This window comes from Flavobacteriaceae bacterium GSB9, assembly GCA_022749295.1.
Lineage (GTDB): Bacteria > Bacteroidota > Bacteroidia > Flavobacteriales > Flavobacteriaceae > Flavisericum.
Window position 1 is genome coordinate 2,533,570 of sequence record CP062007.1, and the last position, 24,865, is coordinate 2,558,434.

Annotated in this window: 25 protein-coding genes; 10 read left to right on the forward strand and 15 right to left on the reverse strand. The window is 37.2% G+C overall.

Translation table 11 applies throughout. The annotated features are described in order from the left end of the window. Window positions 1–29 precede the first annotated feature (29 nt). Window positions 30–626, reverse strand: coding sequence for a TetR/AcrR family transcriptional regulator (locus GSB9_02221; protein ID UKM65650.1), 597 nt, complete (start codon window positions 624–626; stop codon window positions 30–32). A gap of 73 nt (window positions 627–699) precedes the next feature. Between GSB9_02221 and GSB9_02222 the strand changes: the two genes are divergently transcribed. Beyond that, entirely contained in the window at window positions 700–1,134 is a 435-nt protein-coding gene (locus GSB9_02222; protein UKM65651.1) for a cupin domain-containing protein, read from the forward strand. Here the strand turns inward: GSB9_02222 and GSB9_02223 are convergent. The 9 genes from GSB9_02223 to hemA form a co-directional block, all read right to left on the reverse strand. Next, window positions 1,131–1,601: a methylated-DNA--[protein]-cysteine S-methyltransferase gene (locus tag GSB9_02223; protein UKM65652.1), complete on the reverse strand. Its 471-nt coding sequence runs from the start codon at window positions 1,599–1,601 to the stop codon at window positions 1,131–1,133. The two genes, GSB9_02222 and GSB9_02223, sit on opposite strands and share 4 nt — an antisense overlap. Window positions 1,602–1,603: 2 nt before the next feature. Beyond that, window positions 1,604–2,689: a hemolysin family protein gene (locus GSB9_02224; GenBank protein ID UKM65653.1), complete on the reverse strand. Its 1,086-nt coding sequence runs from the start codon at window positions 2,687–2,689 to the stop codon at window positions 1,604–1,606. A 24-nt stretch (window positions 2,690–2,713) separates the two neighbouring features. Continuing rightward, entirely contained in the window at window positions 2,714–3,703 is a 990-nt protein-coding gene (gene hemB, locus GSB9_02225) for a porphobilinogen synthase (GenBank protein ID UKM65654.1), read from the reverse strand. Between the two features lie 20 nt (window positions 3,704–3,723). Further along, window positions 3,724–4,632 carry an oxygen-dependent coproporphyrinogen oxidase gene (gene hemF / locus GSB9_02226; protein ID UKM65655.1) on the reverse strand — a complete coding sequence of 303 codons (909 nt, stop codon included), beginning with the start codon at window positions 4,630–4,632 and terminating at the stop codon, window positions 3,724–3,726. 2 nt (window positions 4,633–4,634) lie between these two features. Then, on the reverse strand, window positions 4,635–5,174 hold the full coding sequence (locus GSB9_02227; GenBank protein ID UKM65656.1) for a GNAT family N-acetyltransferase: 540 nt from the start codon (window positions 5,172–5,174) through the stop codon (window positions 4,635–4,637). Continuing rightward, window positions 5,167–5,922 carry an EI24 domain-containing protein gene (locus tag GSB9_02228; GenBank protein ID UKM65657.1) on the reverse strand — a complete coding sequence of 252 codons (756 nt, stop codon included), beginning with the start codon at window positions 5,920–5,922 and terminating at the stop codon, window positions 5,167–5,169. Before GSB9_02228 ends, GSB9_02227 begins: the two co-directional genes overlap by 8 nt. Beyond that, entirely contained in the window at window positions 5,915–6,940 is a 1,026-nt protein-coding gene (hemE, locus tag GSB9_02229) for a uroporphyrinogen decarboxylase (GenBank protein UKM65658.1), read from the reverse strand. The genes GSB9_02228 and hemE overlap by 8 nt, the downstream gene beginning before the upstream one ends. Before the next feature lie 70 nt (window positions 6,941–7,010). Beyond that, window positions 7,011–8,588, reverse strand: a complete 1,578-nt coding sequence (gene hemC, locus GSB9_02230; GenBank protein UKM65659.1) for a hydroxymethylbilane synthase — start codon at window positions 8,586–8,588, stop codon at window positions 7,011–7,013. Next, on the reverse strand, window positions 8,581–9,846 hold the full coding sequence (gene hemA, locus GSB9_02231; GenBank protein ID UKM65660.1) for a glutamyl-tRNA reductase: 1,266 nt from the start codon (window positions 9,844–9,846) through the stop codon (window positions 8,581–8,583). The genes hemC and hemA overlap by 8 nt, the downstream gene beginning before the upstream one ends. 188 nt (window positions 9,847–10,034) lie before the next feature. Here hemA and GSB9_02232 point away from each other — a divergent pair, with 188 nt between their 5' ends. The 3 genes from GSB9_02232 to GSB9_02234 are packed head-to-tail and all read left to right on the forward strand — an operon-like array spanning window position 10,035 to window position 11,823. Next, window positions 10,035–10,934 carry an AraC family transcriptional regulator gene (locus tag GSB9_02232; GenBank protein ID UKM65661.1) on the forward strand — a complete coding sequence of 300 codons (900 nt, stop codon included), beginning with the start codon at window positions 10,035–10,037 and terminating at the stop codon, window positions 10,932–10,934. Between the two features lie 15 nt (window positions 10,935–10,949). Beyond that, window positions 10,950–11,114, forward strand: coding sequence for a hypothetical protein (locus GSB9_02233; GenBank protein ID UKM65662.1), 165 nt, complete (start codon window positions 10,950–10,952; stop codon window positions 11,112–11,114). Between the two features lie 4 nt (window positions 11,115–11,118). Then, window positions 11,119–11,823, forward strand: coding sequence for a ThuA domain-containing protein (locus GSB9_02234; GenBank protein UKM65663.1), 705 nt, complete (start codon window positions 11,119–11,121; stop codon window positions 11,821–11,823). Window positions 11,824–11,859: 36 nt separating this feature from the next. On the opposite strand, the gene GSB9_02235 is transcribed toward GSB9_02234, so the two are convergent. Then, on the reverse strand, window positions 11,860–15,345 hold the full coding sequence (locus GSB9_02235) for a TraB/GumN family protein (GenBank protein UKM65664.1): 3,486 nt from the start codon (window positions 15,343–15,345) through the stop codon (window positions 11,860–11,862). A gap of 168 nt (window positions 15,346–15,513) precedes the next feature. Between GSB9_02235 and hemH the strand changes: the two genes are divergently transcribed. The 5 genes from hemH to GSB9_02240 all read left to right on the forward strand — a co-directional run bounded on the left by hemH (window position 15,514) and on the right by GSB9_02240 (window position 21,005). Then, entirely contained in the window at window positions 15,514–16,548 is a 1,035-nt protein-coding gene (gene hemH, locus GSB9_02236) for a ferrochelatase (GenBank protein UKM65665.1), read from the forward strand. Further along, window positions 16,548–17,918, forward strand: a complete 1,371-nt coding sequence (locus GSB9_02237) for an MATE family efflux transporter (GenBank protein UKM65666.1) — start codon at window positions 16,548–16,550, stop codon at window positions 17,916–17,918. The genes hemH and GSB9_02237 overlap by 1 nt, the downstream gene beginning before the upstream one ends. A 2-nt stretch (window positions 17,919–17,920) precedes the next feature. After that, the gene (locus GSB9_02238) at window positions 17,921–18,469 is read left to right on the forward strand and encodes a CopD family protein (GenBank protein UKM65667.1); all 549 of its coding nucleotides are present in this window, start codon (window positions 17,921–17,923) and stop codon (window positions 18,467–18,469) included. A gap of 131 nt (window positions 18,470–18,600) precedes the next feature. Further along, window positions 18,601–20,085, forward strand: coding sequence for an ATP-binding protein (locus GSB9_02239; protein UKM65668.1), 1,485 nt, complete (start codon window positions 18,601–18,603; stop codon window positions 20,083–20,085). 137 nt (window positions 20,086–20,222) lie between these two features. After that, entirely contained in the window at window positions 20,223–21,005 is a 783-nt protein-coding gene (locus tag GSB9_02240; protein UKM65669.1) for an enoyl-CoA hydratase-related protein, read from the forward strand. A 171-nt stretch (window positions 21,006–21,176) separates the two neighbouring features. Here the strand turns inward: GSB9_02240 and GSB9_02241 are convergent, their stop codons facing one another. Genes GSB9_02241 through GSB9_02243 form a run of 3 tightly spaced genes read right to left on the reverse strand, consistent with a single transcriptional unit; the run spans window position 21,177 to window position 22,658 of the window. After that, a complete protein-coding gene (locus GSB9_02241; protein UKM65670.1) occupies window positions 21,177–21,611 on the reverse strand; it encodes a hypothetical protein in 435 nt (144 codons plus the stop codon). A gap of 8 nt (window positions 21,612–21,619) precedes the next feature. Then, window positions 21,620–22,087, reverse strand: coding sequence for a helix-turn-helix transcriptional regulator (locus GSB9_02242; protein UKM65671.1), 468 nt, complete (start codon window positions 22,085–22,087; stop codon window positions 21,620–21,622). Between the two features lies 1 nt (window position 22,088). Further along, on the reverse strand, window positions 22,089–22,658 hold the full coding sequence (locus GSB9_02243; protein UKM65672.1) for a hypothetical protein: 570 nt from the start codon (window positions 22,656–22,658) through the stop codon (window positions 22,089–22,091). A gap of 311 nt (window positions 22,659–22,969) precedes the next feature. On the opposite strand from GSB9_02243, the gene GSB9_02244 reads away from it, so the two are divergent. Next, window positions 22,970–24,043 carry a PA0069 family radical SAM protein gene (locus GSB9_02244; GenBank protein ID UKM65673.1) on the forward strand — a complete coding sequence of 358 codons (1,074 nt, stop codon included), beginning with the start codon at window positions 22,970–22,972 and terminating at the stop codon, window positions 24,041–24,043. Window positions 24,044–24,105: 62 nt separating this feature from the next. On the opposite strand, the gene GSB9_02245 is transcribed toward GSB9_02244, so the two are convergent. Further along, entirely contained in the window at window positions 24,106–24,714 is a 609-nt protein-coding gene (locus GSB9_02245; protein ID UKM65674.1) for a hypothetical protein, read from the reverse strand. Between the last annotated feature and the right edge of the window lie 151 nt (window positions 24,715–24,865).

Consider the following 24,865-nt stretch of genomic DNA (forward strand, 5'->3'; position numbering starts at 1 on the left):
CCGAACCGATTAATTGGCTTGAGACATTTTTAAAAAACCGATTTCAGTATGGTTTTCAAGCCCCACGATAGGGCTTCTTTTGAGGTTCTGTTGTCTAAGTTGCAAACATCTTTTGCACAAATAATAGATTCTATGCCCATTAACGAGGTAGCAGTGGCAATAAGGTTATTGTAAGTTTGGGCATCTAATTTGTTTCTGTAGGGCACCAGAGCAAGTTTTAGTGCAGCGGTTCGTCGTGAGCCTCGTAAAGATTCTTTTTTGTTTGATACGTCTTCGTTTAAGTAAATGCTTAAATATTTGCGGAAAGCAGGTTCGTTATCTATAGCTAGGTCGTTAAAATAGTTTTGAATGTATAAAATGCGTTCAGTGATGGGTAAATCTTTAATGTCTTGAAAAATAGTTGTGGTTGAACTGGTAAACATGTCCAAACCGGCTTCGGAGCATAAAATATCAATATTTGAAAAATAGCGATAAATCGTTGCTCTTGACACAGATGAAGCTTTAGCCACCTTTTCTAAACTCAATTTTTCACCTTTTTTAAGTAGTTCTTTAGTGGTATCGAGTATTTTTCGTCTAGTTTTCTGTTTTTGTTTTGTTCGGCCAGTATTTAAGGAGATATTGCTCATGAGATAATTATCTTATAAAAATTTGAAGATACAAAATTAAATTTTATATTAGTGAGATTAAAATCTCATAAACATGAAAACAATTGAAAACAAGTGGGTTTTGGGCCATAAAGTTGCTCTTCACGACACATCTGGAAATTATGATTTGGCCTTTGGAGAAACCCCTGCAGGAGTGCCAGGACCACCACCGCATTTACATGAAAAATTTACGGAAAGCTTTTTGATTACCGAAGGAGAAATGGAATTTGTTGTTAATGGAGCAGTTAAAATTGTTAAAGCTGGCGAGAGTGTTAATTTACCACAAAACACATTGCATACATTTAGTAATAAGAGCAATTCAGTGTGTAAGTGGGTCAATATTCACAGTCCAAAAGGCTTCAGAAAGTTTTTCGAAAAACTGGGTGTTCCCGAGGAGGAAGACGGGGCACAACAAAAATCAGTTAGTGAAAGTATAATTAACGACGTCATGACTACGGCCGTAAATTACGATATGCTCATTAAACCTTAAAAGAGCGATTGTTGTTTCGACTGACTTTCGTGCTCTAGAAGCCATTTTTTTCGGTGAAGTCCGCCAGCATATCCAGTTAAGCGACCATCACTACCAATAACACGGTGACATGGAATTACGATACCAATAGGGTTTTTGCTGTTAGCATTAGCCACAGCTCGTATTGCTTTGGCATCGCCTAATTGTTTTGAAAATTCTAGGTACGATGTTGTTTTTCCATAAGGGATAGCCTGTAACTGGCTCCAAACTCGTTTTTGAAATTCGGTGCCTTTAGGATTTAACTTTAAATCGAATTCCTTTCGGTTGCCATCAAAGTATTGCTGTAACTGAAATACACATTTTTTTAGAACTGTTGGAATAAAAGTAGACTCCATTTCAGAATCTAGGAATGATACCTCGGTTATGCCATTTTCATCGCCTGTTATTTTTATTGCCCCTAATGGCGATGTAACGGTACAGGATTCCACGTTTAGTTAGAAAGGTCTTTGTCGTCTAAAATACCTAATTTTTTTGCGCGGCTTTCCCAACTTTTTCGTGCCAATAGCTGTAAATCGGAAACGTTATCGCTCTCATCCATGATTTCTAGACCAAGAAGCGTTTCAATAACATCTTCCATAGTTACCAATCCACTTACGGAGCCATATTCATCTACAACCAAAGCCATATGGTTCCTGCTTTCAATGAGTTTTTCAAATAGATTGGGGATAGGCATGCTACGGCCAACAACTATAATACTTCGTTTGAGTTCTGATAATTTTTTAGAGCCATTATCGAGTGCCATTTCCCTAAAAACCTCATCTTTTAAAACAAGCCCTTTTATGTTGTCTGGATCATCCACATAAACGGGAATTCTGGAAAAACGAAGGTTGAGGTTTTTTTTAAAAAAATCTTCAACGGTTGCGTTTTCATCCTCTATTTTCATGACAGTTCTTGGGGTCATGATATCTTTTGCAAACACTTCTTTAAAGGTTAGTAGGTTTTTAATAACCTTACTTTCGTTTTCTTGAAACACACCTTCTTCGTGAGCCATATCGGTCATCATCATAAAGCTTTCACGTGTTAAAACACTACCGTGTCCTGTGCCTCCAATAAGTTTTGTGGTTAACTGAAGCAGCCATAAAATACCGGTCCATTTCAATGGAAAAATCATTATTGTTAATGTCTTCGCTGCGAAATTTGCTAATTGTTTCCAATAGGTGGCACCAATGGTTTTAGGTATAATTTCTGAAGCTACTAATATTAAAAATGTCATGATGGCCGACACAATACCGACCGTATTAATACCAAAAAACTCTATTTTGTACGGTAATTTTTCGGCTTCAATCCCTACCATCATGGCACCCAAGGTGTGGGCAATGGTATTTAAGGTTAAAATAGCGATTAAAGGTTTATCTACATCTTGTTTTAGATGTTCCAGCGTTACGGCATAGTCTTTATTTTCACGTTTTTTAACCTTTATAAAAGTAGGTGTAACGCTTAACAAAACAGCCTCAAGTATAGAACATAAAAAGGAAAAGAATATAGAGATGGTTGCCCAAAAGATTAGTGCGCTCATTAAATAGGTTTTAGATGTGCTAATTTACGAAATCAATTTTACAACATCCTTAGCAAAGTAGGTTGCTATAATATCTGCTCCAGCACGTTTTATTGCGGTAATTTGTTCCATCATAACGGCATCATGCTCTAGCCAGCCTTTTTCTGCGGCAGCTTTTAGCATGGCATATTCGCCTGAAACCTGATATACCGCTAAAGGCACTTCTACTTCGTTTTTAATTTCACGAACAATATCCAAATAGCACAGCCCAGGTTTTACCATAACAATATCGGCACCTTCATCAATGTCCATTTCGGTTTCTTTAATGGCTTCAAAACGGTTGGCATAATCCATTTGGTATGTTTTTTTGTCTTTGGGAATGTCTACAGTATCTACGGGGGCAGAATCTAGCGCATCACGGAAGGGCCCATAAAATGCCGAGGCATACTTTGCTGAATAGCTCATTATGCCTGTGTTGATAAAACCTTCGTCTTCTAAAGCTTCACGGATGGTTAATATACGGCCGTCCATCATATCGCTTGGGGCTACAAAATCGGCTCCCGCTTGAGCATGCGAAACACTCATTTCAGCTAAAACGTCGGCGGTTTCGTCATTTAAAATTTGTCCGTTTTCTATAATGCCGTCGTGGCCATAGGCAGAATAAGGGTCGAGCGCAACATCGGTCATGACCAGCATATCTGGACAAGCATTTTTTACCGTTTTAATGGCACGTTGCATCAAACCATTAGCGTTAAGGGCTTCGGTGCCTTTGTTATCTTTTAAGCTATCGGGCACTTTTACAAAGAGCAATACCGATTTTAGGCCTAATTTCCAAAGTTCTTTTACTTCGCCTTCCAATAAATCGAGGCTATAGCGAAAGTAATTGGGCATAGACGGAATTTCGTCTTTTATGCCTTTACCTTCAACAACAAAAAGCGGTACTAAAAAATCGTTTGGCGATATAATGGTTTCACGAACCAAGCTTCTAATAGCTTCGTTTGTGCGTAATCTTCGGTTTCTTCTTAATGGATACATTATCAAAAATGTTTAGATGTTTATTTGTTAACCCAATCTATAGGGTTTTTTAAAACGTTAATTAATTTTTCTTCCTCGCTACCGCTTTCAGGGTAGTGGTCATAAACCCATTGCACATGGGGCGGTAAACTCATTAAGATGCTTTCAATGCGGCCGTTAGTTTTTAATCCAAAGAGTGTGCCTTTATCGTGCACCAGATTGAATTCTACATAACGCCCTCGGCGTATTTCCTGCCACTTACGTTGTGTTTCGGTATATGGTAAATTTTTTCGTTTTTCAACAATAGGCACGTAAGCTTCTAAAAAGCTATCGCCTACTTCGGTTACAAAGTCATACCATTGTTTCATGTTCATATTTTCGGAAGCTTTGCAATAGTCGAAAAACAAACCGCCAATGCCTCGGGCTTCATTTCTATGGGCGTTGAAAAAGTACTCGTCACAACGTTTTTTGTAAGTAGCATAGAACTCTGTGTTGTGCTTATCACAAGCAGTTTTACAGATTTGATGAAAATGTTTGGCGTCCTCTTCAAATAAATAATACGGCGTTAAATCTTGCCCGCCACCAAACCATTGGTCCACAATTTTCCCGTTTTGGTCATACATTTCAAAGTATCGCCAATTAGCGTGAACGGTAGGAACCATAGGGTTTTTGGGATGGATGACTAAACTAAGACCGCATGCAAAAAAATCGACATCACCCACTTTAAAATAGGCTTGCATAGACTTGGGCAACTTACCATGAACCCCCGAAATGTTAACGCCGCCTTTTTCAAAAACCCTACCGTTTTCAATAACTCGGGTCCGGCCGCCGCCGCCTTCGGGACGTTCCCAAATATCTTGCTGAAATTTGGCTTTACCATCAATAGCTTCCAGTTTTTTAGTTATAGTGTCTTGTAATTCTTGTATGTATTGATAGAATTTATCTTTCATTATTATTCAATTTCGTCGTAAAGTTCATAGAGTTCCATATCGAGTGCGTTTTCGCCGGGTGGCGTGTGTTCTTTTTCAAGGGTTTTAATCCAGGTAAAATTACAACTTTCTGCCACTTTTATACTCGCTAGGTTCGTTTTATGGGCTATAATCTGTAATGTTTTTAAGTTCAAATTTTCAAAAGCGTAATCAGATAATAATTTAATCGCTTTTGTGGTAGTGCCTTGGCCTTCGAGATTGTAGTCGATGCAATAAGCAAATTCTCCATGTTTTTTGTTCCAATTGATGTCTTTCAGGTAGATTAATCCAGATATCTGCTTTAAGTGATTTTGCTTTAAAGTGAAAAGGAACTCTTCTTTTAATCCAAACGCCTTTACTTTTTTTTCAACAAAGATTTTTGCTAAATCTGGTGTTGTGTTTTGCTGAAGAGTCTCTGGAAAATAACGTTTTAATCTGTCTTCATTAGCATTAACAAAATTGCATATATTCCAGTAGTCTTCAGATTTAATAGGTTGAATATTAAAGTTGCCAAAACTAAGCATTCGCCGTTGTTGGTTTTAGGTTCAAGGCTTCCACCGTTTTTAGAGATGCAGCGGTAACCGAAAGTGGCAGTACCAAAATAACTCCAATGACTGGTACTAAAAGGCATAAAATAAAAACAATACCATTGCCAATGGCCAAACCTCGGTTTTTGCGAACAAACCGAATACTTTCTTTGTACTGAAAATGACGCTCTAGAGTATAGTCCATATTACCGAAGCCAGCATAGTAGGCTTGAACCAAAAACAGCAATATGGTTGAAAATATATTAATTACGGGAATGAATTTTAATAGTAAAATAGGGATTGTGTAAAATAATTCCATAAATAAATTCCGACCATTAATTTTTATACCACGCCATAATTGTTGCATGAAAGTGGTATTTCTATGCGAATTTGCCACACGACCCGTAAAATGTGCTTCAATCTTTTCAGAAACAGGGCTCATAAACGGTGCCGAAAGCGCCATTATAATATGTTTGAAAAGGATAAGGCCGATAACAATAATGATAAGTCCACCAATAAAATTACTGATGGTTGAGAAGGTTTCCTTTCCCCAATCCCAAATCCACAATTTGGAGATAAAGTCACCAACATTATCAGATAAGCCGTAGGCAGAACCAAAAATAACGATAGCGGTTACAAAGCTAATGAGCATAGGAACAGCAAAAAATTTCCAGAGCTTTAGTTTCGATATTAAACCAAAGGCTCCGAAATACGCTTTTATTCCCGATAGTACATTTTTAAGCATTGTATTCTTTTACGGCATCAATAAAGGCCTTGGCATTTTCTACCGGAATATTGGGTAAAATACCATGCCCTAGATTAACAATGTATTTGTCTTTGCCAAATTCATCAATCATTTGGTGTACCATTTTTTTGATTTCAGAAGGCGGTGATAACAAGCGCGATGGGTCAAAATTACCTTGCAATGTAATATTGCCGCCAGTTAAATACCGAGCATTTCTTGCAGAACACGTCCAATCAACCCCTAAAGCCGATGCGTTACTTTGCGCCATGTCATGAAGAGCAAACCAACAGCCTTTTCCGAAGGCAATAACTGGAGCATCGTCTTTTAGCGCTTCAATAATTTGATTGATATACTGCCAAGAAAACTCTTGATAATCGGTTGGTGAAAGCATACCGCCCCAAGAGTCGAAAACCTGAACCGCATTACAACCCGCTTTTACTTTTTCCTTTAGGTAGGCTATTGTGGTGTCTGTAATTTTTTGAAGCAATTCATGAGCCGCCACAGGATTGGTAAAACAGAATGCTTTGGCTTTATCAAAATTTTTGCTGCCTTGCCCTTGTACGCAGTAACATAAAATGGTCCATGGTGACCCAGCAAATCCTATCAAAGGAATTTCATTGTTAAGCTTTTCTTTTGTTGCTTTTATAGCTTGGTAAACGTAATCGAGTTCTACAGAAACATCTGGAACTATTACATTATCTAAATCTTTTTGCGAGCGAACGGGGTTTGGTAAGTAGGGGCCAAAATTGGGTTTCATCTGCACCTCGATGTTCATGGCTTGAGGTATCACCAAAATGTCGCTAAAAAGAATGGCGGCATCCATACCATATCTACGGATAGGTTGTACGGTAATTTCACTGGCCAATTCTGGTGTTTGGCAACGTGTAAAGAAGTCGTATTTTGCCTTAATTTCCATGAATTCTGGAAGGTATCGCCCTGCTTGACGCATCATCCATACTGGCGGACGGCTAACAGTTTCTCCTTTTAATGCTCTTAAAAATAAATCGTTCTTAATCATAGTTGTTAGTTGTTAGTTTCTGGTTTATAGTCGTTAGTCTAATAGCTGCCAACTAAAAACCATTAACCATTTATACATAATGTGCGTTAACCAACTCAATCACGCTCTCAACAGTTGGTACTCTCGCCACTCTTACATCGCTAAAATGTTTTCGGGCTTCTTTAGCCGTGGTTTCTCCAATACAAAAAGCAATAACATCTCTATTATTTTTTTGGATAAAACTTTCAACAGTTGATGGGCTGTAAAACATAACGCCTTCAACGGAATCGTCAATTTTCAAACCATCGTATTTAGTTTGATAGGCTTCAATCTCATTAACTTTTATTTGGTTTTCTTTAAGGGTGTTAGGTAAAGTGTCTAATCTTAAATCGCTACAAAAGTAAGTGGTTTCGGTACCTTCTATAAATTCAATTAAATATTTGGCTAGGCTTTCGGCATTTTTTTCGGTGTGTGTTACTTTGCCTATTTTTCTCTCAATTAAACGCTTGGTTCGTCGGCCTACACAGTAAATATTTTTGAACTGTAGTTCGGTAGCGGAATAATTTGTAGTTAATGATTCTACCGCATTTTTACTGGTGATAATCACATTTTCAATGGGTTTGCTTAAAATTCGAGGCGGAATGCGATTTAAACTAATTTTAATAAAATCAGTGCTTTCGGCTGACACCTTTTCGTTAAACAATAATCGTTGGTCTTCAGTTAATGCTTTGGTAGAACATATATTTGTTTTCTTTGCCGAATTTTTAATGGTATCCATGAGGCGTTTGCCGCCACGCTCGATAACAAAATCGGCACAATATTGCGCCATGTCTTGGTGATTGCCCAGTTTTTCGGTTTTGGCAACATCAATTCGTTTAGAGCCATCTTCACTAAGCAAAACGCCTTTAAAGTGCACCTCTTCATTTTTTATGAAGGCCAAAGCTCCAATAGGCGCGGTACAACCACCTTCGAGTTTATTTAAAAATTGGCGCTCGATGGTTGTGCAAATTTCTGTCTCTTCATGGTTGAGTTCGCTGCAGGCTTGTTTTGCAAATTCATCTTCATCTAAAGCGGTAACCATAATAGCACCTTGTGCCGGTGCGGGAATCATCCAGTCTAAGTTAATAGATTCTTCTGGCCTTATGCCTATTCTTCCAATACCGGCAGCGGCAAAAATGGCACCGTTCCAGTGTTCGTTATCTTGTAGTTTTTGAAGTCTTGAATTTACATTGCCACGCAAATCGACAATGGTATGTGTTGGGAAGCGATTTAGCCATTGTGCGCGCCTCCTTAAGCTGCCTGTTGCTATGGTAGCTTCTTTGGCGCCTAAGAACTCCTCGTTGTTTTTAAAAACAAGCGTATCGTTAACGTTGCCTCGCTTTAAAACGGCTGCTTGAACAATACCTTTAGGCAAAATGGTAGGCACATCTTTTAATGAATGTACGGCAATATCGATATCGTGATTCAACATAGCGATATCTAGCGTACGTGTAAAAATACCGGTTATGCCGAGTTCGTAAAGGGGTTTGTCCAGAACCAAATCGCCAGTAGATTTTACGGGAACAAGTTCTGTTTTGTGGCCTAAATTTTCAAGTTGTTGTTTAACTATGTTGGCTTGCCATAGTGCCAATTCACTATCGCGGGTGCCAATTCTAATGGTTTTAGACATTCGTTTTTTGAGGTTCTTCTAACTGAAACACTTTTTTTATAAGTTCCAAACTGTCGTCTGTAGAAACATCATCTTCTTTAAGGTGATGAGCAAAGTGGTTAGTGATTTTTTGAATGATATTGTTGCTTATCAATTCGGCTTGCGCTTCATTGAAATCGGCATTTTTTCTGCGTTGTGTGTCCAGTTCGGCAGCAGCAAAATCGGCAAGTTTGAGCTTAAGGGCTTTTATTGTTGGTGCAAACTTTCGGGTTTCAAGCCAACTGTTAAACTCGGCTTTTACTTCTTCGATTATGGTTTCTGCTGAGGGAATATATTGCTTTCTGGCTTCTAAAGTTTCGTCTGTAATTTTTGAGAGGTGATCTAAATGTACCAATTGAACATGGCTCAGTTCTTCAACATTAGCATCAACATTTTTAGGAATGGATAAATCTAAAATAAGAAGCGGTCTTTTAGATTGAACAATTTGTTTGTCGATAGTGGGTCGTTGGGCACCTGTGGCAACAATTAAAATATCCGATTGATTGATTTCTTCCTGTAAATTGGCATAATCTTTAACCACCAAATTAAATTTTCCACCAATTCTTTCTGCCTTGTCCTTTGTTCTGTTAATCAGGGTGATATGCTCGTTTTTGGTGTGTTTAACCAAGTTCTCGCAGGTGTTACGGCCAATTTTTCCAGTACCAAAAAGCAAAATGTTTTTGCTCGCTACATCGTCAACCGAATTCATAATATACTGAACCGAAGCAAACGATACTGATGTAGCACCCGATGATATTTCGGTTTCGGTCTTAATGCGTTTACTGGCTTGTATAACGGCATTGGTAAGTCTTTCGGTAAAATGGTTGAGCAGTCCTAGTTTGCGTGAAAGTTTGGCGCTTGCTTTTAGTTGGCTAATAATTTCAAAATCACCTAAAATTTGGCTGTCCAATCCAGAGCCAACACGAAACATATGGGCTATGGCTTCTTTGTTTTTGTATACATAGGCTACTTTTTGAAACTCTTCAACAGTGCCTCTCGTATTTTCGCAAAGTAATTGTATAAGTTGAAATGGATGTTGTGCAAATCCGTAAATTTCGGTACGGTTGCATGTAGAAGTAACTACTAAACTTTCAATGTCGTTCTCTTTGGCTTGGGCAAGCAACGCTAGTTTAGACTCTTCGTCCAAACTGAAACGACCACGGATGTTAGCATCGGCTTTTTTGTAGCTTAAACCGATGGCGTAAAAGTAGTTACTACGCGAAATGTTGTACTTCTGCATGCTTATACCTGAAAATGTGAAGCAAAAGTATGGGGATGGTGTTAAAAAAAATAACGCTCAAAGAACTTTTAATATCGTTTGTGGTTTTTTAACCCCAATTTTTCGTAAAACATGATAAATATCATATTTTTGTATGGTATTGGGGTGGTTTTAGTTAACTTAATTAGAATTAATCTAAATAAAAAAGTATGAATACAGAATTTCACAAAGAAAAAAGTATCGCTAAAAGTTCGTTTGAAGAGACAAATATAGAAGATGGGCTTTTGGTTTTAACATTTAAAAATGAAGAGAACGAAGTGCAATCTGTTGTTAAAGAAATAGATAGCGATTACATCCAATTCCATTTTTGTGTTAAGGGGTCTAGTCAGTTTGTATTCAACGAAGGACGGTACCGATTAAATATACTGGAAGAAAATTCATTGTTGCTCTATAATCCGCAGCGAGAGCTTCCCATAAATTTGGAAACGAATCCGCATTCTTGGATGGTTTCTATTTTGATTTCCATTAAAAAGTTTCACGGCTTGTTTTCGCAAGAGGCCGATTATATTACCTTTTTAAGCGAAGATAATCGTGACAAAAAGTATTACAAAGACGGGGTTATTTCGCCTTCTATGGCCATTGTACTCAACCAATTGATAAATTATAACCTTAATAGCTCCATAAAACCTTTGTATTTTAAGGGGAAGGCCTACGAATTACTAAGTCTGTACTTTAATAAAAGTGAGGATGCTGATGTTGAGCAATGTCCGTTTTTGGTTGATGAAACCAATGTAATTAAAATTAGAAAAGCCAAAGATATCATTGTGTCGCGGATGGCCGAACCGCCCACTTTACAGGAACTGGCCGATGAAATAGGCTTGAGTCTAAAAAAACTGAAAGAAGGCTTTAAGCAAATTTATGGCGATTCGGTATTTAGTTTTTTGTTTGATTACAAAATGGAAGTGGCACGCAAACTTTTGGAATCTGGCGAGAATAACGTTAACGAAGTGGGCCATAAGGTTGGTTACAGCACATCCAGTCACTTTATTTCGGCTTTTAAAAAGAAGTATGGCACTACGCCTAAAAAATATATTATGTCGTTGAATTGATTTAAAATTATGCCCATGAAATACTTAACCCCAGAAATTGAAGCGCTTTCAAGGCAATTTGATGAGACCAAATCTCTAGCACGAAGTAATGTGTCTTGTGGTATTTTCCAAGATTGCGATTACAGTGAGGAACGCCCTAAATTGTACCAACAACAAAGTGCAGAGCAGAAAAAATCCTAGGCAGATGAGAATTGTAATGGTCATGTTGGTTGCCTTACTGCTGTGTGCATGCAAATCGACAGACAAAGTTTTGGTGTTTACAAAAACGGAAGGGTTTAGGCATAAATCCATCGAAAAAGGTGTAGAGGCCCTAAAGGCACTTGGCGAAGAAAACCGTTTTAATGTTATACACACCGAAGATGCCCAGTTCTTTTCTAGCGATAGTTTACGCAAATTCAATTTGGTTATTTTTCTTAACACCACAGGTGATGTTCTGGGTAATGAGCAAGAGCAGGCGTTTAAAACTTTCATCAATAACGGAGGTAGTTTTATGGGGATTCATGCTGCTAGCGATACCGAGTTCGAATGGCCTTGGCTTGGAAATTTGGTAGGTGCCTATTTTGTAAGTCACCCCGCAAAGAGCCATGCCACAATTGATGTTGTAAACAGCAACCATTTATCTACAAAACACCTGGAGCAAGAATGGGTGAGATATGATGAGTGGTATAATTTTAAATGGGAAAACAAGACTATTAATGTATTGCTTAATCTAGACGAATCGACCTATGAAGGCGGTAAAAATGGCGACTATCACCCCATAGCATGGTACCATGAATATGATGGCGGCCGCTCATTTTATACGGGTTTGGGGCATACCAATGCATCTTATGACGAGCCCGACTTTAGAGAGCACTTGTTGGGCGGTATTTTTTACTGTTTAGGACGTTAATTTCTAATTTTTAATTGGTGCTTGTGGGCTTGTTCCCTAGTAATAATTCTGGTTTATCTTAATGCGCTTTCGGTCTTTGTGCTTTATCAAAAGCATAGTTTCCTCAATAATTTCGTTTTCGGTTTTTAGTCCATATATTGGAATGCCCGATGTTTTTCCGGTGTAATAGGGTTTTTCGGTTTTTTCGTTTTCAAAAGCTATAAAGTGCAGAAATTCGTTTTCAGTCTTTTCTTCTTTGTGATGCCTTTTGAAAATAAAAACGGTAATGTGTTTCCCGTTATCGGCTATAAGATTTTTTTCTGAAACTAAATTGATAGAATCTTTCTTTATCCTATTGTTTAAATCACCTAACAACTGCGATTTAGCCAAGGTTTTTAAGTCGATAACGTTTGTTTCTTCAGCAGTTAAAAGGTTTTGTTTTTTCAGTTTGGCATAAAGCAGATGTTGGGCTTCTTCTTTATAAAGGGTATTGGCTTTTAGTTTTTCAGGAATAGGCTCACTTTTCTGCTTTAATAACACATAGTAAGTGCTGAGCGCTTGCCAATTTTCACTTTCAAGTAATCGGGAATAGAACTCGCCTACCGCTTTATTGCTTCTGTACGGAAATAGGAGTTTAGTGTAATAGCTCAATGAAAAGTTGCTAAGGTTTTTGTAATTAAACCTAGGATTGTTGCCCAAACTTCGCTTTAACTCTACCTTGGCATCGTTAATTATCTGTTCTTTAAATGGTTTGTACAGTTTAGGTTTAACAATATTGCTATCAACCAGTTTCGATAACAAGGCGTAAACGGGCGATTTATATTCTTTAACCGATGTGAATTTTAATAACTCGGGAAACAGTATTTTTACTTGCTGAAGCGAATCGGACTTTAAGCGTGAAACCGATAGACTTGGGGTTTTATAGCCTAAAGGCAAGTCGCGATCCATAAAGTTTAGCAGCAAATCAAGCGATTCTTTATCGTTTCTTTTAAATAGGCCGTTAAGAATGGTGCTTTGTGTGCTCGGGTTCGAATATGAATTTAGATATAAATTTTCAAGATACTGCATTACCTTGTCACTTTTATCGTTTTTAATGAGTTCTTTTATTAGGTGGTGTTTAATATGGAGCTTGTCCTCTGGGAACTCATGGTTTTTTAAAATGTCGATAATAAGTGGGGAGTGCTTTTTTGAAAATTCGAGTTCGGTATAGCCGTTTAAAACGATGCTATCGTTTTCTTTGAGTGCTTTAAAAAATTGCGGCGTTTTATCTTGAAAAATATCAACGCCCATAAGCGTGTCGATAGGTTTGAAAGATTCGTAAAAATTAGTAATAAAACGAGAAGGTTGGCTTATGGAGTCTTGCAAACTGGCTAGTTTGTAGAGCACCCCTTGCTTTTGGACATATTTTACCAAAACAATTTTAGTGCTCGTTGAGTCTTTTAGTTTATGGGTGTAATAGTTTATGCCATTTTTGCTAAAGCGTTTTTCGTCAAATACTTCTAATTTTTCATGCTCTAAAAAATTCGGTTTTATTCTGTTTTTTTCACTATTGATGTTGTTCCACAAACTATCGGTATTGGCATACATTTTTAGGTCGTGGAATTTTGTTCTGGTCACCGTTATTTCTTCATTGTAATTTGATGTATAGGTGGTGGTTTTTTGGTGTTCTTCGTAAGGCTTTTTGCTTTTATTAAAACCAATAAATCCATAATTATTAAAACCAAATGGAGGTTTTATAGCAGAGTTGGTGGTAAAATGCAAAGCTGTGTCGATTTCGGTTTTAAAATGTTCGTAAACAGGCGTGTTGAAACGGATGGAATTGAAGAATTTGTTGGCTTTTTCCGCGTTGTTTCCGGAATACCCCATAAGGTAGTAGCTGCCATCTTTAACTACCGATTTTAGGTGTAATTTTTTGTTGTTTACAGTGTCGATGGCCCAAGACACATAACTTTTGTAATTGCCATTTTCAAACTGGCCATCCGATTCTTTTAGATCCAAGGTTTTATAAAAACTGGTATGAATGTATTGGGCTTCAAAAGCATCATCCTCGATATACTCGGTGTCGTTATGAGGCGATTCTTGAAAGAAATAGTAGTCGTTGTTGTCTTTGGCCTGGATTAACTTTTTTCCAGCACGGTCAATGTTTTGGGTAATGCGGTTTTCGGGTAGTAAAATCTCATACTTTTTAGAGGGGTCGCTGTAAAGACTAAATGTATTGTTGTCTGGCTTAAACGAAATGGAATTGAAAACATCGGCTTCGTAGCGCTTTACAAAGTCTTGTTTGCCTCCAAATTTTATAATGATAATTTCTAAAGGCGTTTCGTAAATATGATATTTTTGGTAATCGCCTTTTTTGGTTTTATTTAAAATACTAATACCTGGAAAGGGTGATTTTAAGTGGTCTTTTTTAAGAATGGTACCCGGAATATCTTCGTACAGTAAATGGTCAATTTTATCAAGCGAGATAGTTGTTTCTTTTGGCAAATAGCTGTAAGTGTTAATGCGGCTAATGGCTAAAAAAGCACCATTGGTCATGTCTGGGGCTAAATAATATTTTTGTCCGTTTGCTGAAAACTCACGCAAAGTGTCAAAACTTTTAAGGGATAAAAAGCCATCAGGGGTAGATTGCATAGATAGCTTGGGTTCCAATAATAAGTTTTCAAGTTTTTCTTTCTCTTGTTTCGCGTAGGCTGTTTGTTTTGAGGTTAGTGGTTTAACGGTGTAGCCCTTTTCAACCAGCATATTAATCATGCCTTGTTCTCCGGGCAAATGGGCAGCCCCAACACCCGAAAAAACAGATTGTTTTTGCATTAACGAATCAAGAACTTCTACCATATTTTCATTGCGTTTAAAAAGCATGTGCTCTCTAAAGTATGGTGTATTGGTGGCCGAACTAATAGAATCGAGTAAATCTAAATTACGTTCCCTATAAGTGTTTTCTTGAATAAAAAAAGCGCCTTCTTTTTCAAAAAGTTTAATAACCCATGGGTCGGGTTTTTTCTTATTGGCGTTATATTGGGCTTTAGTGGTTAAATATCGCGATTCTGCAATGTCCTCAAGTCCGATAATGGGTTTGTGGTTTTTTTTTCCTGCTTGGTAGATAAACATATCCAGATAGGTTTCCTCTTCAAAATTATCGTAGCCATAATCTTTTCGGTACAGGTAGTTGCTTATTAGTCGGTTGTCAATCCTAATACTGCTTCTTATTTCTAACTGATCGGGGAGTCTTAGATTAAATAGCTTTGAGTAAAAGTCGCCCCTGTAAAAGTCGTAGTGATCTTGTGTTGGTGTGTTTTCGTAGTTGTAAGATAACCATGTTGAAGGGTCGGATTCTAAAGCCACACTTTCACTGTTATTCAAAGCTTTAAAGAACACATCATCTAGCCTAAAGGCTACTTTTTTACTAACGTGCATGGTACCGTAAAGGTAAGAAGGCTTTTCCAAGCCGTTTCCTGAAATTTCCCAAAGTAAACTTTGGTATTTCTGTTGAGGGTAAAAATATAGTGAACTAAAGCAGGTAATTAAAAGCAGTAATTTTTTCATGAAATAGGAATTCCTAAATTGGAAATTATAATGTATAGTTTAGAACGATTGCATAAATATATTTATTTTAAACGTACAGTAAGGAATACAAATGCGTAAAATATAAGTTTAACAGAGAGAAAGCCCTATTTTGGTTAGGGATATTAATTTCTATTGTATTTTTGCAATATGAAAAAAGGAATTTTATTGGTTAATTTGGGTTCGCCCGATAGCCCAACACCCAAGGACGTAAAAAAGTATTTGGGCGAATTTTTAATGGACGAGCGTGTTATTGATATTCCACTTTTGGCCAGAACAGCTTTGGTTAAAGGGATTATATTAAAAACACGCCCCAAACAATCGGCGGCTGCCTACAAGAAAATATGGTGGGATGAAGGCTCGCCTTTAATTGTGATTTCCGAAAGGCTACAGAACAAAATTCAAAAACAGGTTGATGTTCCTGTAGGATTGGCTATGCGTTACGGGAGCATGACTATTAAAAAAGGTCTTCAGGCATTGGTCGATCAAGGCGTTGAGGAGGTATTGCTCTTTCCGCTTTATCCGCAGTTTGCCATGGCAACTACCGAAACCATTACGGTTTTGGCCGAAGCATTGCGCCAAGAACATTTTCCGCAGTTAAAAATAGAATCTGTTCCTGCTTTTTATAACAAACCAGACTATATTGAAGTGCTTTCAAACTCTATAAAAACCCATTTAGAAGGCAAAAATTATGAACATTTGCTTTTTTCTTACCACGGCGTTCCAGAGCGTCATATTCGTAAAAGCGATGTAACCAAGTCGCATTGTAAAATAGATGGAAGTTGTTGTATTACCCCATCTAAGGCACACGAGTATTGTTACCGCCACCAGTGTTTGGAAGTTACCCGATTGGTGGCCGAAAAACTTCAGCTTAAAGAAAGCACGTATTCTACCTCGTTTCAATCGCGTTTAGGTTTCGACCCTTGGTTGCAGCCTTACACAGACCGTACCATTGAGCGCCTTGGCAAACAGGGCATAAAAAACATGGCCATTGTAACGCCGGCATTTGTTAGCGATTGTTTGGAAACTTTAGAAGAAATAGCCATGGAAGGCCAAGAAATTTTCCATGAAATGGGTGGTGAAGAATTCATTACCATACCTTGCTTAAATGACGATAAGGAGTTTGTAGATTTACTGTCAAAGTGGATCAACCAATGGGCAACTTCTAATGTTGAGGTAGGCTAATGGCAAAAATTTCGTCGCAAGAATTAGGTACAGAACCCATTGGCAAGTTGCTTATAAAACAAGCCGTGCCGGCATCAATTGGTATTTTGGTGATGTCGCTTAATATTCTTGTCGATACTATTTTTGTGGGCAATTGGATAGGCTCTATTGCTATTGCTGCTATAAACGTGGTATTGCCAGTGTCGTTCTTCATTGCGGCTTTAGGTATGTCAATAGGTGTGGGCGGGTCGTCCATAATCTCGCGGGCACTTGGTGCCGATAATAAAAACAAAGCGCTTAAAACCTTTGGGAACCAAATTACATTAACCTTACTGCTAACCATAGTTATGGTCATTGTAGGGCTTTGGTTTATTGAAGGTATTGTCCCTGCTTTTGGAGGTAAGGGCGCCATTTTAGAGCCTGCCAAAATATATTATACTATTGTGCTTTACGGCGTGCCGTTTTTAGCACTATGTATGATGGGAAATACGGTTATTAGGGCAGAGGGCAAGCCTAAATTTGCCATGTATGCTATGATGATTCCGTCGGTGACAAATTTGGTATTGGATTACTTGTTAATCAATGTTATGGATTTAGGCATGGAAGGTGCAGCTTGGGCGACCACGGGGTCTTATCTGTTGTGTTTTGTTTTTATTTTATGGTTCTTTTTATCTCAAAATTCCGAATTAAAAATTGGGTTTTCGCATTTCGGATTGGAAAAGTCCATTGTTTCAGAAATAAGCTCATTGGGTTTTGTAACGCTATCTAGGCAAGCTATTGTAAGTATTACCTATTTGTTTATGAACAATATTTTGTTTGATTTGGGAGGCGAAACCTCGGTAACGGCCTATGCCATTGTTGGGCGTATGCTCATGTTTGCTTTGTTTCCGGTTTATGGCATCACGCAAGGGTTTTTGCCTATTGCCGGGTTTAATTATGGCGCACTAAAATACGATCGCGTGAAACAAACCATAAATACAGCCATAAAATATGCAGCAGGTCTGGCTACACTGGTGTTCATATTGCTCATGGTTTTTCCAGAAGCCATAACCAAACTGTTTACCCATGATACTGAGGTAATAAAAGAAACACCATCTGCTATGCGTTGGGTTTTTGCCGCTACACCTATAATTGCTCTTCAACTTATTGGGGCGGCTTATTTTCAAGCGATTGGCAAGGCTAGGCAGGCCCTTTTGCTAACCTTGTGCCGGCAGGGGTTTTTCTTTATTCCGCTTATTTTAATATTACCGTTGTTTTGGGGCGAACTAGGTGTGTGGGTGTCCTTTCCTATTTCTGATGTTTTGGCCACTATCGTAACGGGCTATTTTTTAAATAGAGAAATTATTAAGAACTTGAAAACAGAAAACAATACCTTATCCACAAATAGCTAAACATGGAATATTACGCTTATATTAAATCTTTTCACCTCATATTTGTTATTACGTGGTTTGCAGGTTTGTTCTATATTCCGCGATTGTTTGTTTATCAAATTGAAGCCTTTCATAAACCATCGCCCGAAAAAGAAATTTTAGGTAAGCAGCTTAAACTTATGGCCAAACGCTTATGGTATATTATTACCTGGCCATCGGCTATACTCGCTACTGTTTTTGCTATTTGGTTGCTGATTTTACAGCCTTATTGGCTGCAACAACCTTGGATGCATGTAAAACTAACTTTCGTGGTCTTACTTTTTATTTACCACTTAAAAACGCATCAATACTTTAAACAGTTACAAAATGATGTTGTAAAAAAATCTTCCAGTTTTATGCGTATCTGGAACGAGGGCGCTACATTTATACTGTTTGCTGTAGTTTTCTTGGTAGTTTTAAAAAGTGCCATAAATTGGGTTTGGGGCGTTATAGGTATTTTTGTTTTGGGAATTCTTATTATGCTCGGGTTTAAAATTTACAAAAATATTCGGGAGAAAAACCCCGATGCCTAAAGTTACTTGGGTGTTGCGAAATCAACTGCTTAAACAAATTCAAGTGAAGGTTTAAAAAGGAGAATTAATTTTAAATAGGTCTTAGGCCGTTTGGTTTGATTATTGCTATCTTTAAAGCATCATATTTCCAAATGAAACTAAAAAAACTGTCCTTACGCACCCGTATATTTTTGGCCATGATTCTTTTGGTGTTGTTGGCCTCCATTCTTATTTCGGTGGTTTCCATTTATCAATATCGCGAACAGAGTCAAGATTATCATAAAGGCCGTTTAGAGCGTAAAGAAGGCAGTGTTCAGGCCCATATAAAACGCGTTTTGACGGGCAGGCAGAACACCTGGGAAGTAAAAACAGAAAACATTCCATACATCTTTAAGGAAGAGGTTTATAATATTGCAGATATTCATAAACTACAAATCAATATTTACGATTTAGAAGGCAGCTTGCTAATAACATCAAAAGCCGGTTTGCAAATCAATGCCGTAGATAAATGTATAGATACCAATATTTTAAACGCTATAAATAATACCGTAGAGTTTAATAATGACGTTGAAATAGCCCGACACCGTTATGTGGACAAACGCAAGGAAAATGGTGAAATTTTTCAGTCGTCGTACACCTTTATTTTAGATCAAAAGTCGAAACCACTAGCCATTTTAAACATTCCGTATTTAGAAAAAGACGATTTTTTGGATAAAGAGCTTGAAGAGTTTTTAACCCGAATTGGTTATGCTTTTGCCTTGGTGCTGCTCATGGCTATTGCCATTGCTTTTTTATTGTCTAAATACATAACCAAATCGTTAAAGGCGATAAGCGATAAGATTAACACCACCCGACTTGAAAAGCGGAACGAAAAAATTGAAGTAAATGATACTAGTGAAGAGATTACAACTTTAGTAAACTCGTACAATAGTATGATTGATGAGTTAGAGGAAAGTGCAATACAATTGGCACGCAGTGAGCGTGAACAGGCATGGCGCGAAATGGCCAAACAGGTAGCCCACGAAATTAAAAACCCCTTAACGCCCATGCGGTTGACCGTTCAGAATTTCCAACGGAAATTTGATCCCAATAATGAAAATATCCATACCAAATTAGACGAATACAGTAAAACGCTCATTCAGCAAATTGATACGATGAGCGCCATTGCATCGGCGTTTTCAAATTTTGCCAAAATGCCGGCTCAGCAAAGCGAAACGCTAAACGTGGTGAAAATCGTTAAATTGGCTTTGGATATTTTCAATGAAGGCTATATTGTTTTTAGTGCCGATGCCGAAGAAATCATTGCAAAACTAGATCGGTCACAACTCATTCGTGTGGTAACCAATCTGGTGAAAAATGCCATTCAGGCCATTCCTGATACGAAAGACCCAAAAATAGAAGTCCATGTGGGAGCAACTGAAAACCATGCCATAATTACTGTTAGCGATAACGGCATGGGCGTTTCTGAGGAAAACAAAGACAAGGTTTTCGAACCTAAGTTTACCACAAAAAGTAGCGGAATGGGCTTAGGTCTGGCTATGGTAAAAAACATTGTAGAAACTTATAACGGAAGCATTTCGTTTGAAACGGAAAAAGGAAAAGGCACCACTTTTACGGTAAAATTTCCAAGAGCATAAATAATGCTACCCTGAACTGTTTTCAATGTCACTTTAAAAGGAGTTGATTATAAAAAGCATTATGGGATGCTGAAACAAGTTCAGCATGACGGCGATTTTAGGGAAACCACTTAATTTGAATCTTAAAAAATCAAACCATGAGTTACAATAATATTTTATCCGAACAAAACAATGGTATATCAACCATTACCATAAATCGGCCAAAAAAACTAAATGCACTTAATCAAGAAACTATTAAAGAGCTTCATGAGGCATTTAAAGCGGCTGATGAAGACAAAACCACAAACGTTATACTGGTCACCGGAAGCGGTGAAAAAGCATTTGTAGCTGGCGCCGATATCAGCGAATTTGCCAATTATAATGTTAGCCAAGGAAAAAAATTGGCGGCCAATGGCCAAAACATATTATTCGATTTTGTAGAAAATCTATCCACACCTGTTATTGCGGCCGTAAACGGTTTTGCATTGGGCGGCGGACTGGAGTTGGCTATGGCCTGCCATTTTAGGGTGGCCAGCGATAATGCCAAAATGGGGTTGCCCGAAGTATCGTTGGGCGTTATCCCTGGGTATGGTGGCACGCAACGTTTGCCACAACTTATTGGTAAGGGCCGTGCTATGGAACTCATTATGACGGCTGGTATGATAGATGCCCATAAAGCACTAAACTACGGTTTGGTAAACCATGTAACGACACAAGAGGAGTTACTGCCGCTTTGCCAAAAAATAGCAGGTAAAATTTTAAATAATTCTTCAGTGGCCATTAGAGCCGCTATTAACGCCATAAATGCCAATTATAAAGATGGTGTAAACGGTTTTGATGAAGAAATTAATGCCTTTGGCAGTTGTTTTGGTACTGAAGATTTTACCGAGGGTACTACCGCGTTTTTAGAAAAACGAAAGGCCGATTTTCCTGGGAAGTAGGTCTTTTTGTGGAATGTTCGTTTAACAGGTTGGGCTATGGTTTCATTGAGAAAAATCTGCGAGGATCTTTTTCCGCCGTAGCAGAAAGATAGCAAAATGCGGTGAATTCCGTTTAGGAATTCAACCGCAATGAATTATAGCCATCTTTGTTGTACACTGGCTTTTAAAATTTTAGAATTTGAAAATTACGTCTTCTTCAAGCATGTTATTTACATCAATAGTAGGTAGAAGAAATTCGTTAAATGGTGTTCCTTCTGTTTTTGAATGTAAAATCCCCCTTGCAGAACCAATTGTCAAAACTGCGAAATGAACAGCAAGACCTTTTGCTACTAAATATGTATCATCATCTTGTTTCACTTTATTTAAAAAATCATCTTTCTCAATCTCAAATAATGCCTGTACTTCAAGTATTAAAAAAGGTTGATCTTTCTTTTTTTCAAACGAAAAACGAGTATTGCAAGTCACTACATGGTCGTCAATGTCCAAACCAAATCCCAGTCCTGTCATTAGATTTGTTTCCCCAGTTTTTTTATACGCTTTGTCTATTATTGCGAAAGATAAAGTTCGAAGACCTGTGAAAGCAAAACCTAGTTTATTGTAAGTCATTGTTTTCGTTATATTTGATTAGCTGTATAGGTATATAAATCCAAGTTTTCCATACTAGTATTCAAAACTGCATTCTGTTTATTTATTATTTTTGATGTTATATTTTCTTCTATAACTTTATGTTTACGTTTATGTACAATTTGCATTGAATAATGTACGATTGAGGAATGAGAACTTTTGATTTCTCTTATTTTTGGGGCCGGAATATTAACTTCTAATGCATCAGCAATTTTATCTAATGTTTCAAAAGTTAGATTAGCTTTTGCTCGTAATATTTTATTCACCTGTTGAGCACTTACTCCCATTTTATTTGCTAAATCTGTTTGTTTAATATTATGCAAATCCATATAATCCATTAGCTCTAAAGCAAATGCCTGTGCTCTTGTAATATTTCTTCTATTATTACGGTCTTGTTTAGCTCTAGTTTTCCACTGCGTAGCAGTTTTGGTAATTATTTTATTTAGGTTTTCTCCCATTTTATAGTTCTGTAGCGTCAGTTATATTTTCTTGTTTTAACCAGTCTTTCAAATAATTCATTTTATCTAATTCTAATTCTAAGACTTTAGTGTCATGCATTTTGTCAACTAATTTGATACCTGCTCCTGTTATGATAATTGCATTATTACCAACAAGAACTCCATATAGTCGCAATAAGGAACCTTTTTCATAAGTATACATTTTTCGTCTTCCAGGGTCATCGTATTTTTCAGTTTTTGATAGTTCTTTAAATTCATCAAATAAAAGCTCGAAACAATCACCATTCTGTGAATCTTCGCATATTTCATCTAATTTGTCAAACAAATCTGCAGCTTCTTGAAGTACATCGGTTGCTAAAAATGTTAAGTTATGATGTTTAAATGCACCTTTCTTCCATCCTGACTTGGTAGATTTGATGAAATTCCGTACAAATAATGGATCTTGAAGTTGATCTTGTATTTTATCCAATTCTGTTTCATACTCCTCGGGTGTTTGATAAAAAGGACAATTAACAAAGTTTGCTAGATACACACCTTGATATTGTTTGTCAAATGTACGGAATATTTTCATAAAATCAACCTGTAGGTTTATTTTTGTAGCAAAATTAACATTTTAAAGGACATTTGACCTATGGATTATTAAAAATTATCAACATAACATTTTATGCTTTTTAAGCAAAAAAAAATGACTTTAGAATCAATATAGTTAGTTTTTTAGCTTGTGTACAACTTTAAGGATATCCGTCGTTAAACGAAGATAGTTGAAAATTTCTACAAAATCAAGTTGTTAATAACCCATTCGCGTTTTAACAGTTTTTGGTTTGAATTATATGTAATTTTAAAGAACTATACCACACATAAAAACCCAAATATTCATTAAAAATGAACTCCAAATCTATTATAAGAGGTCGAGGAGCACAACGAAATGTGCCCAATCGTTTTTTTGAGCATAGCCATGTAACTCGCGACGATTTTTTGGAATATTGCCAAAAGGAAGGCGAAGCGGCCAATAGTAATAAAACATTGTATTTAGAAACTTTTCCAAAAACCATTGTCAATAAGGTAGAAAGCCCCGATGTGGGCATGATGTATTCCATGAATGTCTATCAAGGTTGCGAGCATGGCTGTATTTATTGCTATGCCCGAAACACGCATGAATATTGGGGTTATGGAGCAGGTTTGGATTTTGAACGCCGTATTTTGGTAAAAAAAGATGCCCCAAAATTATTGGAAACCCAACTGAAGAAGAAAAACTGGAAAGCTCAACCCATTGTGATGTCTGGCAACACCGATTGCTACCAGCCTGCCGAAAAGCACTTTGAAATTACCCGTAAATGTCTGGAAGTGTTTTTAAAGTATAAGCATCCAGTGGGTATTATCACCAAAAACGCTTTGATTTTACGCGATTTAGAACTTTTAAAGGCCTTGGCAAAAGATAATCTGGTTGGAGTTAATATTTCCATTACATCGCTTTCTGAGGATACGCGCCGTATTTTAGAACCGCGAACGGCTACTATAAAAAAACGCTTGGAAACCTTAAAAACCTTGAGCGAACATGGTATTCCAGTTAATGTAATGTTGGCACCCATTATTCCATCGATTAACAGTCACGAAATACTGCCATTGGCTAAAATTGTCGCCGAACATGGGGCTTTATCAATCGGACATACCATTGTGCGTTTAAACGGTGCCATTGGCGAAATATTTACAGATTGGATTTATAAAACGATGCCCGATAGAGCCGATAAAGTGTTACACCAAATAGAAAGTTGTCATGGTGGAAGCCTAAACGACTCACGTTACGATACCCGAATGCGTGGCGAGGGCAAAATAGCAGAACAAATAAACAACTTGATAAAATTGGCCAAGCAAAAATATTTTAGAGATAAGGGTTTTCCAAAACTAAATACCGATTTGCACGAGCAGTACAAAGATGGTCAACTTAAATTGTTTTAAATAAAAAAAGCGGGCCATTTGGCCCGCTCATCAAGTTAAATTTGAGTTAGTTAGGATTTGGTTTAACTTCTAATAATTTTGGTAAATACTCTACCTTCGGTTTTGTAAACTAATTTATAATCTACTTTATTAATCCCGGTTAATTTAAACAGACGTTCTATGTTCTCGGTGTTTTTAATGGTTTCAGAGTACATAAGCTCATAGTTTCCGTCGGTTCCTGAATAAACTTCAATATCCATCGGTGCCTTTTCAAGCGATAATTTTGTAACGAATACTAAATCACCTTTTACTCGGGTTACAGGTTTAAAAAATGTTTTTTCAAGTTCCTTTTTAAACGATACTTCGCTCGCTTTAACGGTAAACGGTATGGTAGAAATCTCTACGTCTTTGTTTAACTCAAAAAGATAAGCTCCATTAGGAAGCGATGTTAAATCGAAACCTTTGGTAAATACACCTGTGGTTTGGATAGCTTCTTTATATAATATCATACCATTTTCATCTTTGATAGATAGCAGGTCGCCCTCGTTAACATTAACTAAGGTTACCGACGTTCGTTCTGCACCATTTACAATACTGAAAAATGATGCTTTGTCATTTGCGAAACTTGCCAAGGTAGCCATCATGGTTACCATCAAGATTCCTTTTTTGGTGTTTCTGATTACGTTTTTCATAATTTGAGGTTTTTAACGTTCAACACTTCAAAGGTATAGGATAAAAAGAGTTTGTAAAACATTGAAATTGATGTATTTATGTGTTATTTTACCCGTTGTTTTTACATCAATTTTATGTTAAATCAATATAGAATATTAGTGTGTTAATTAT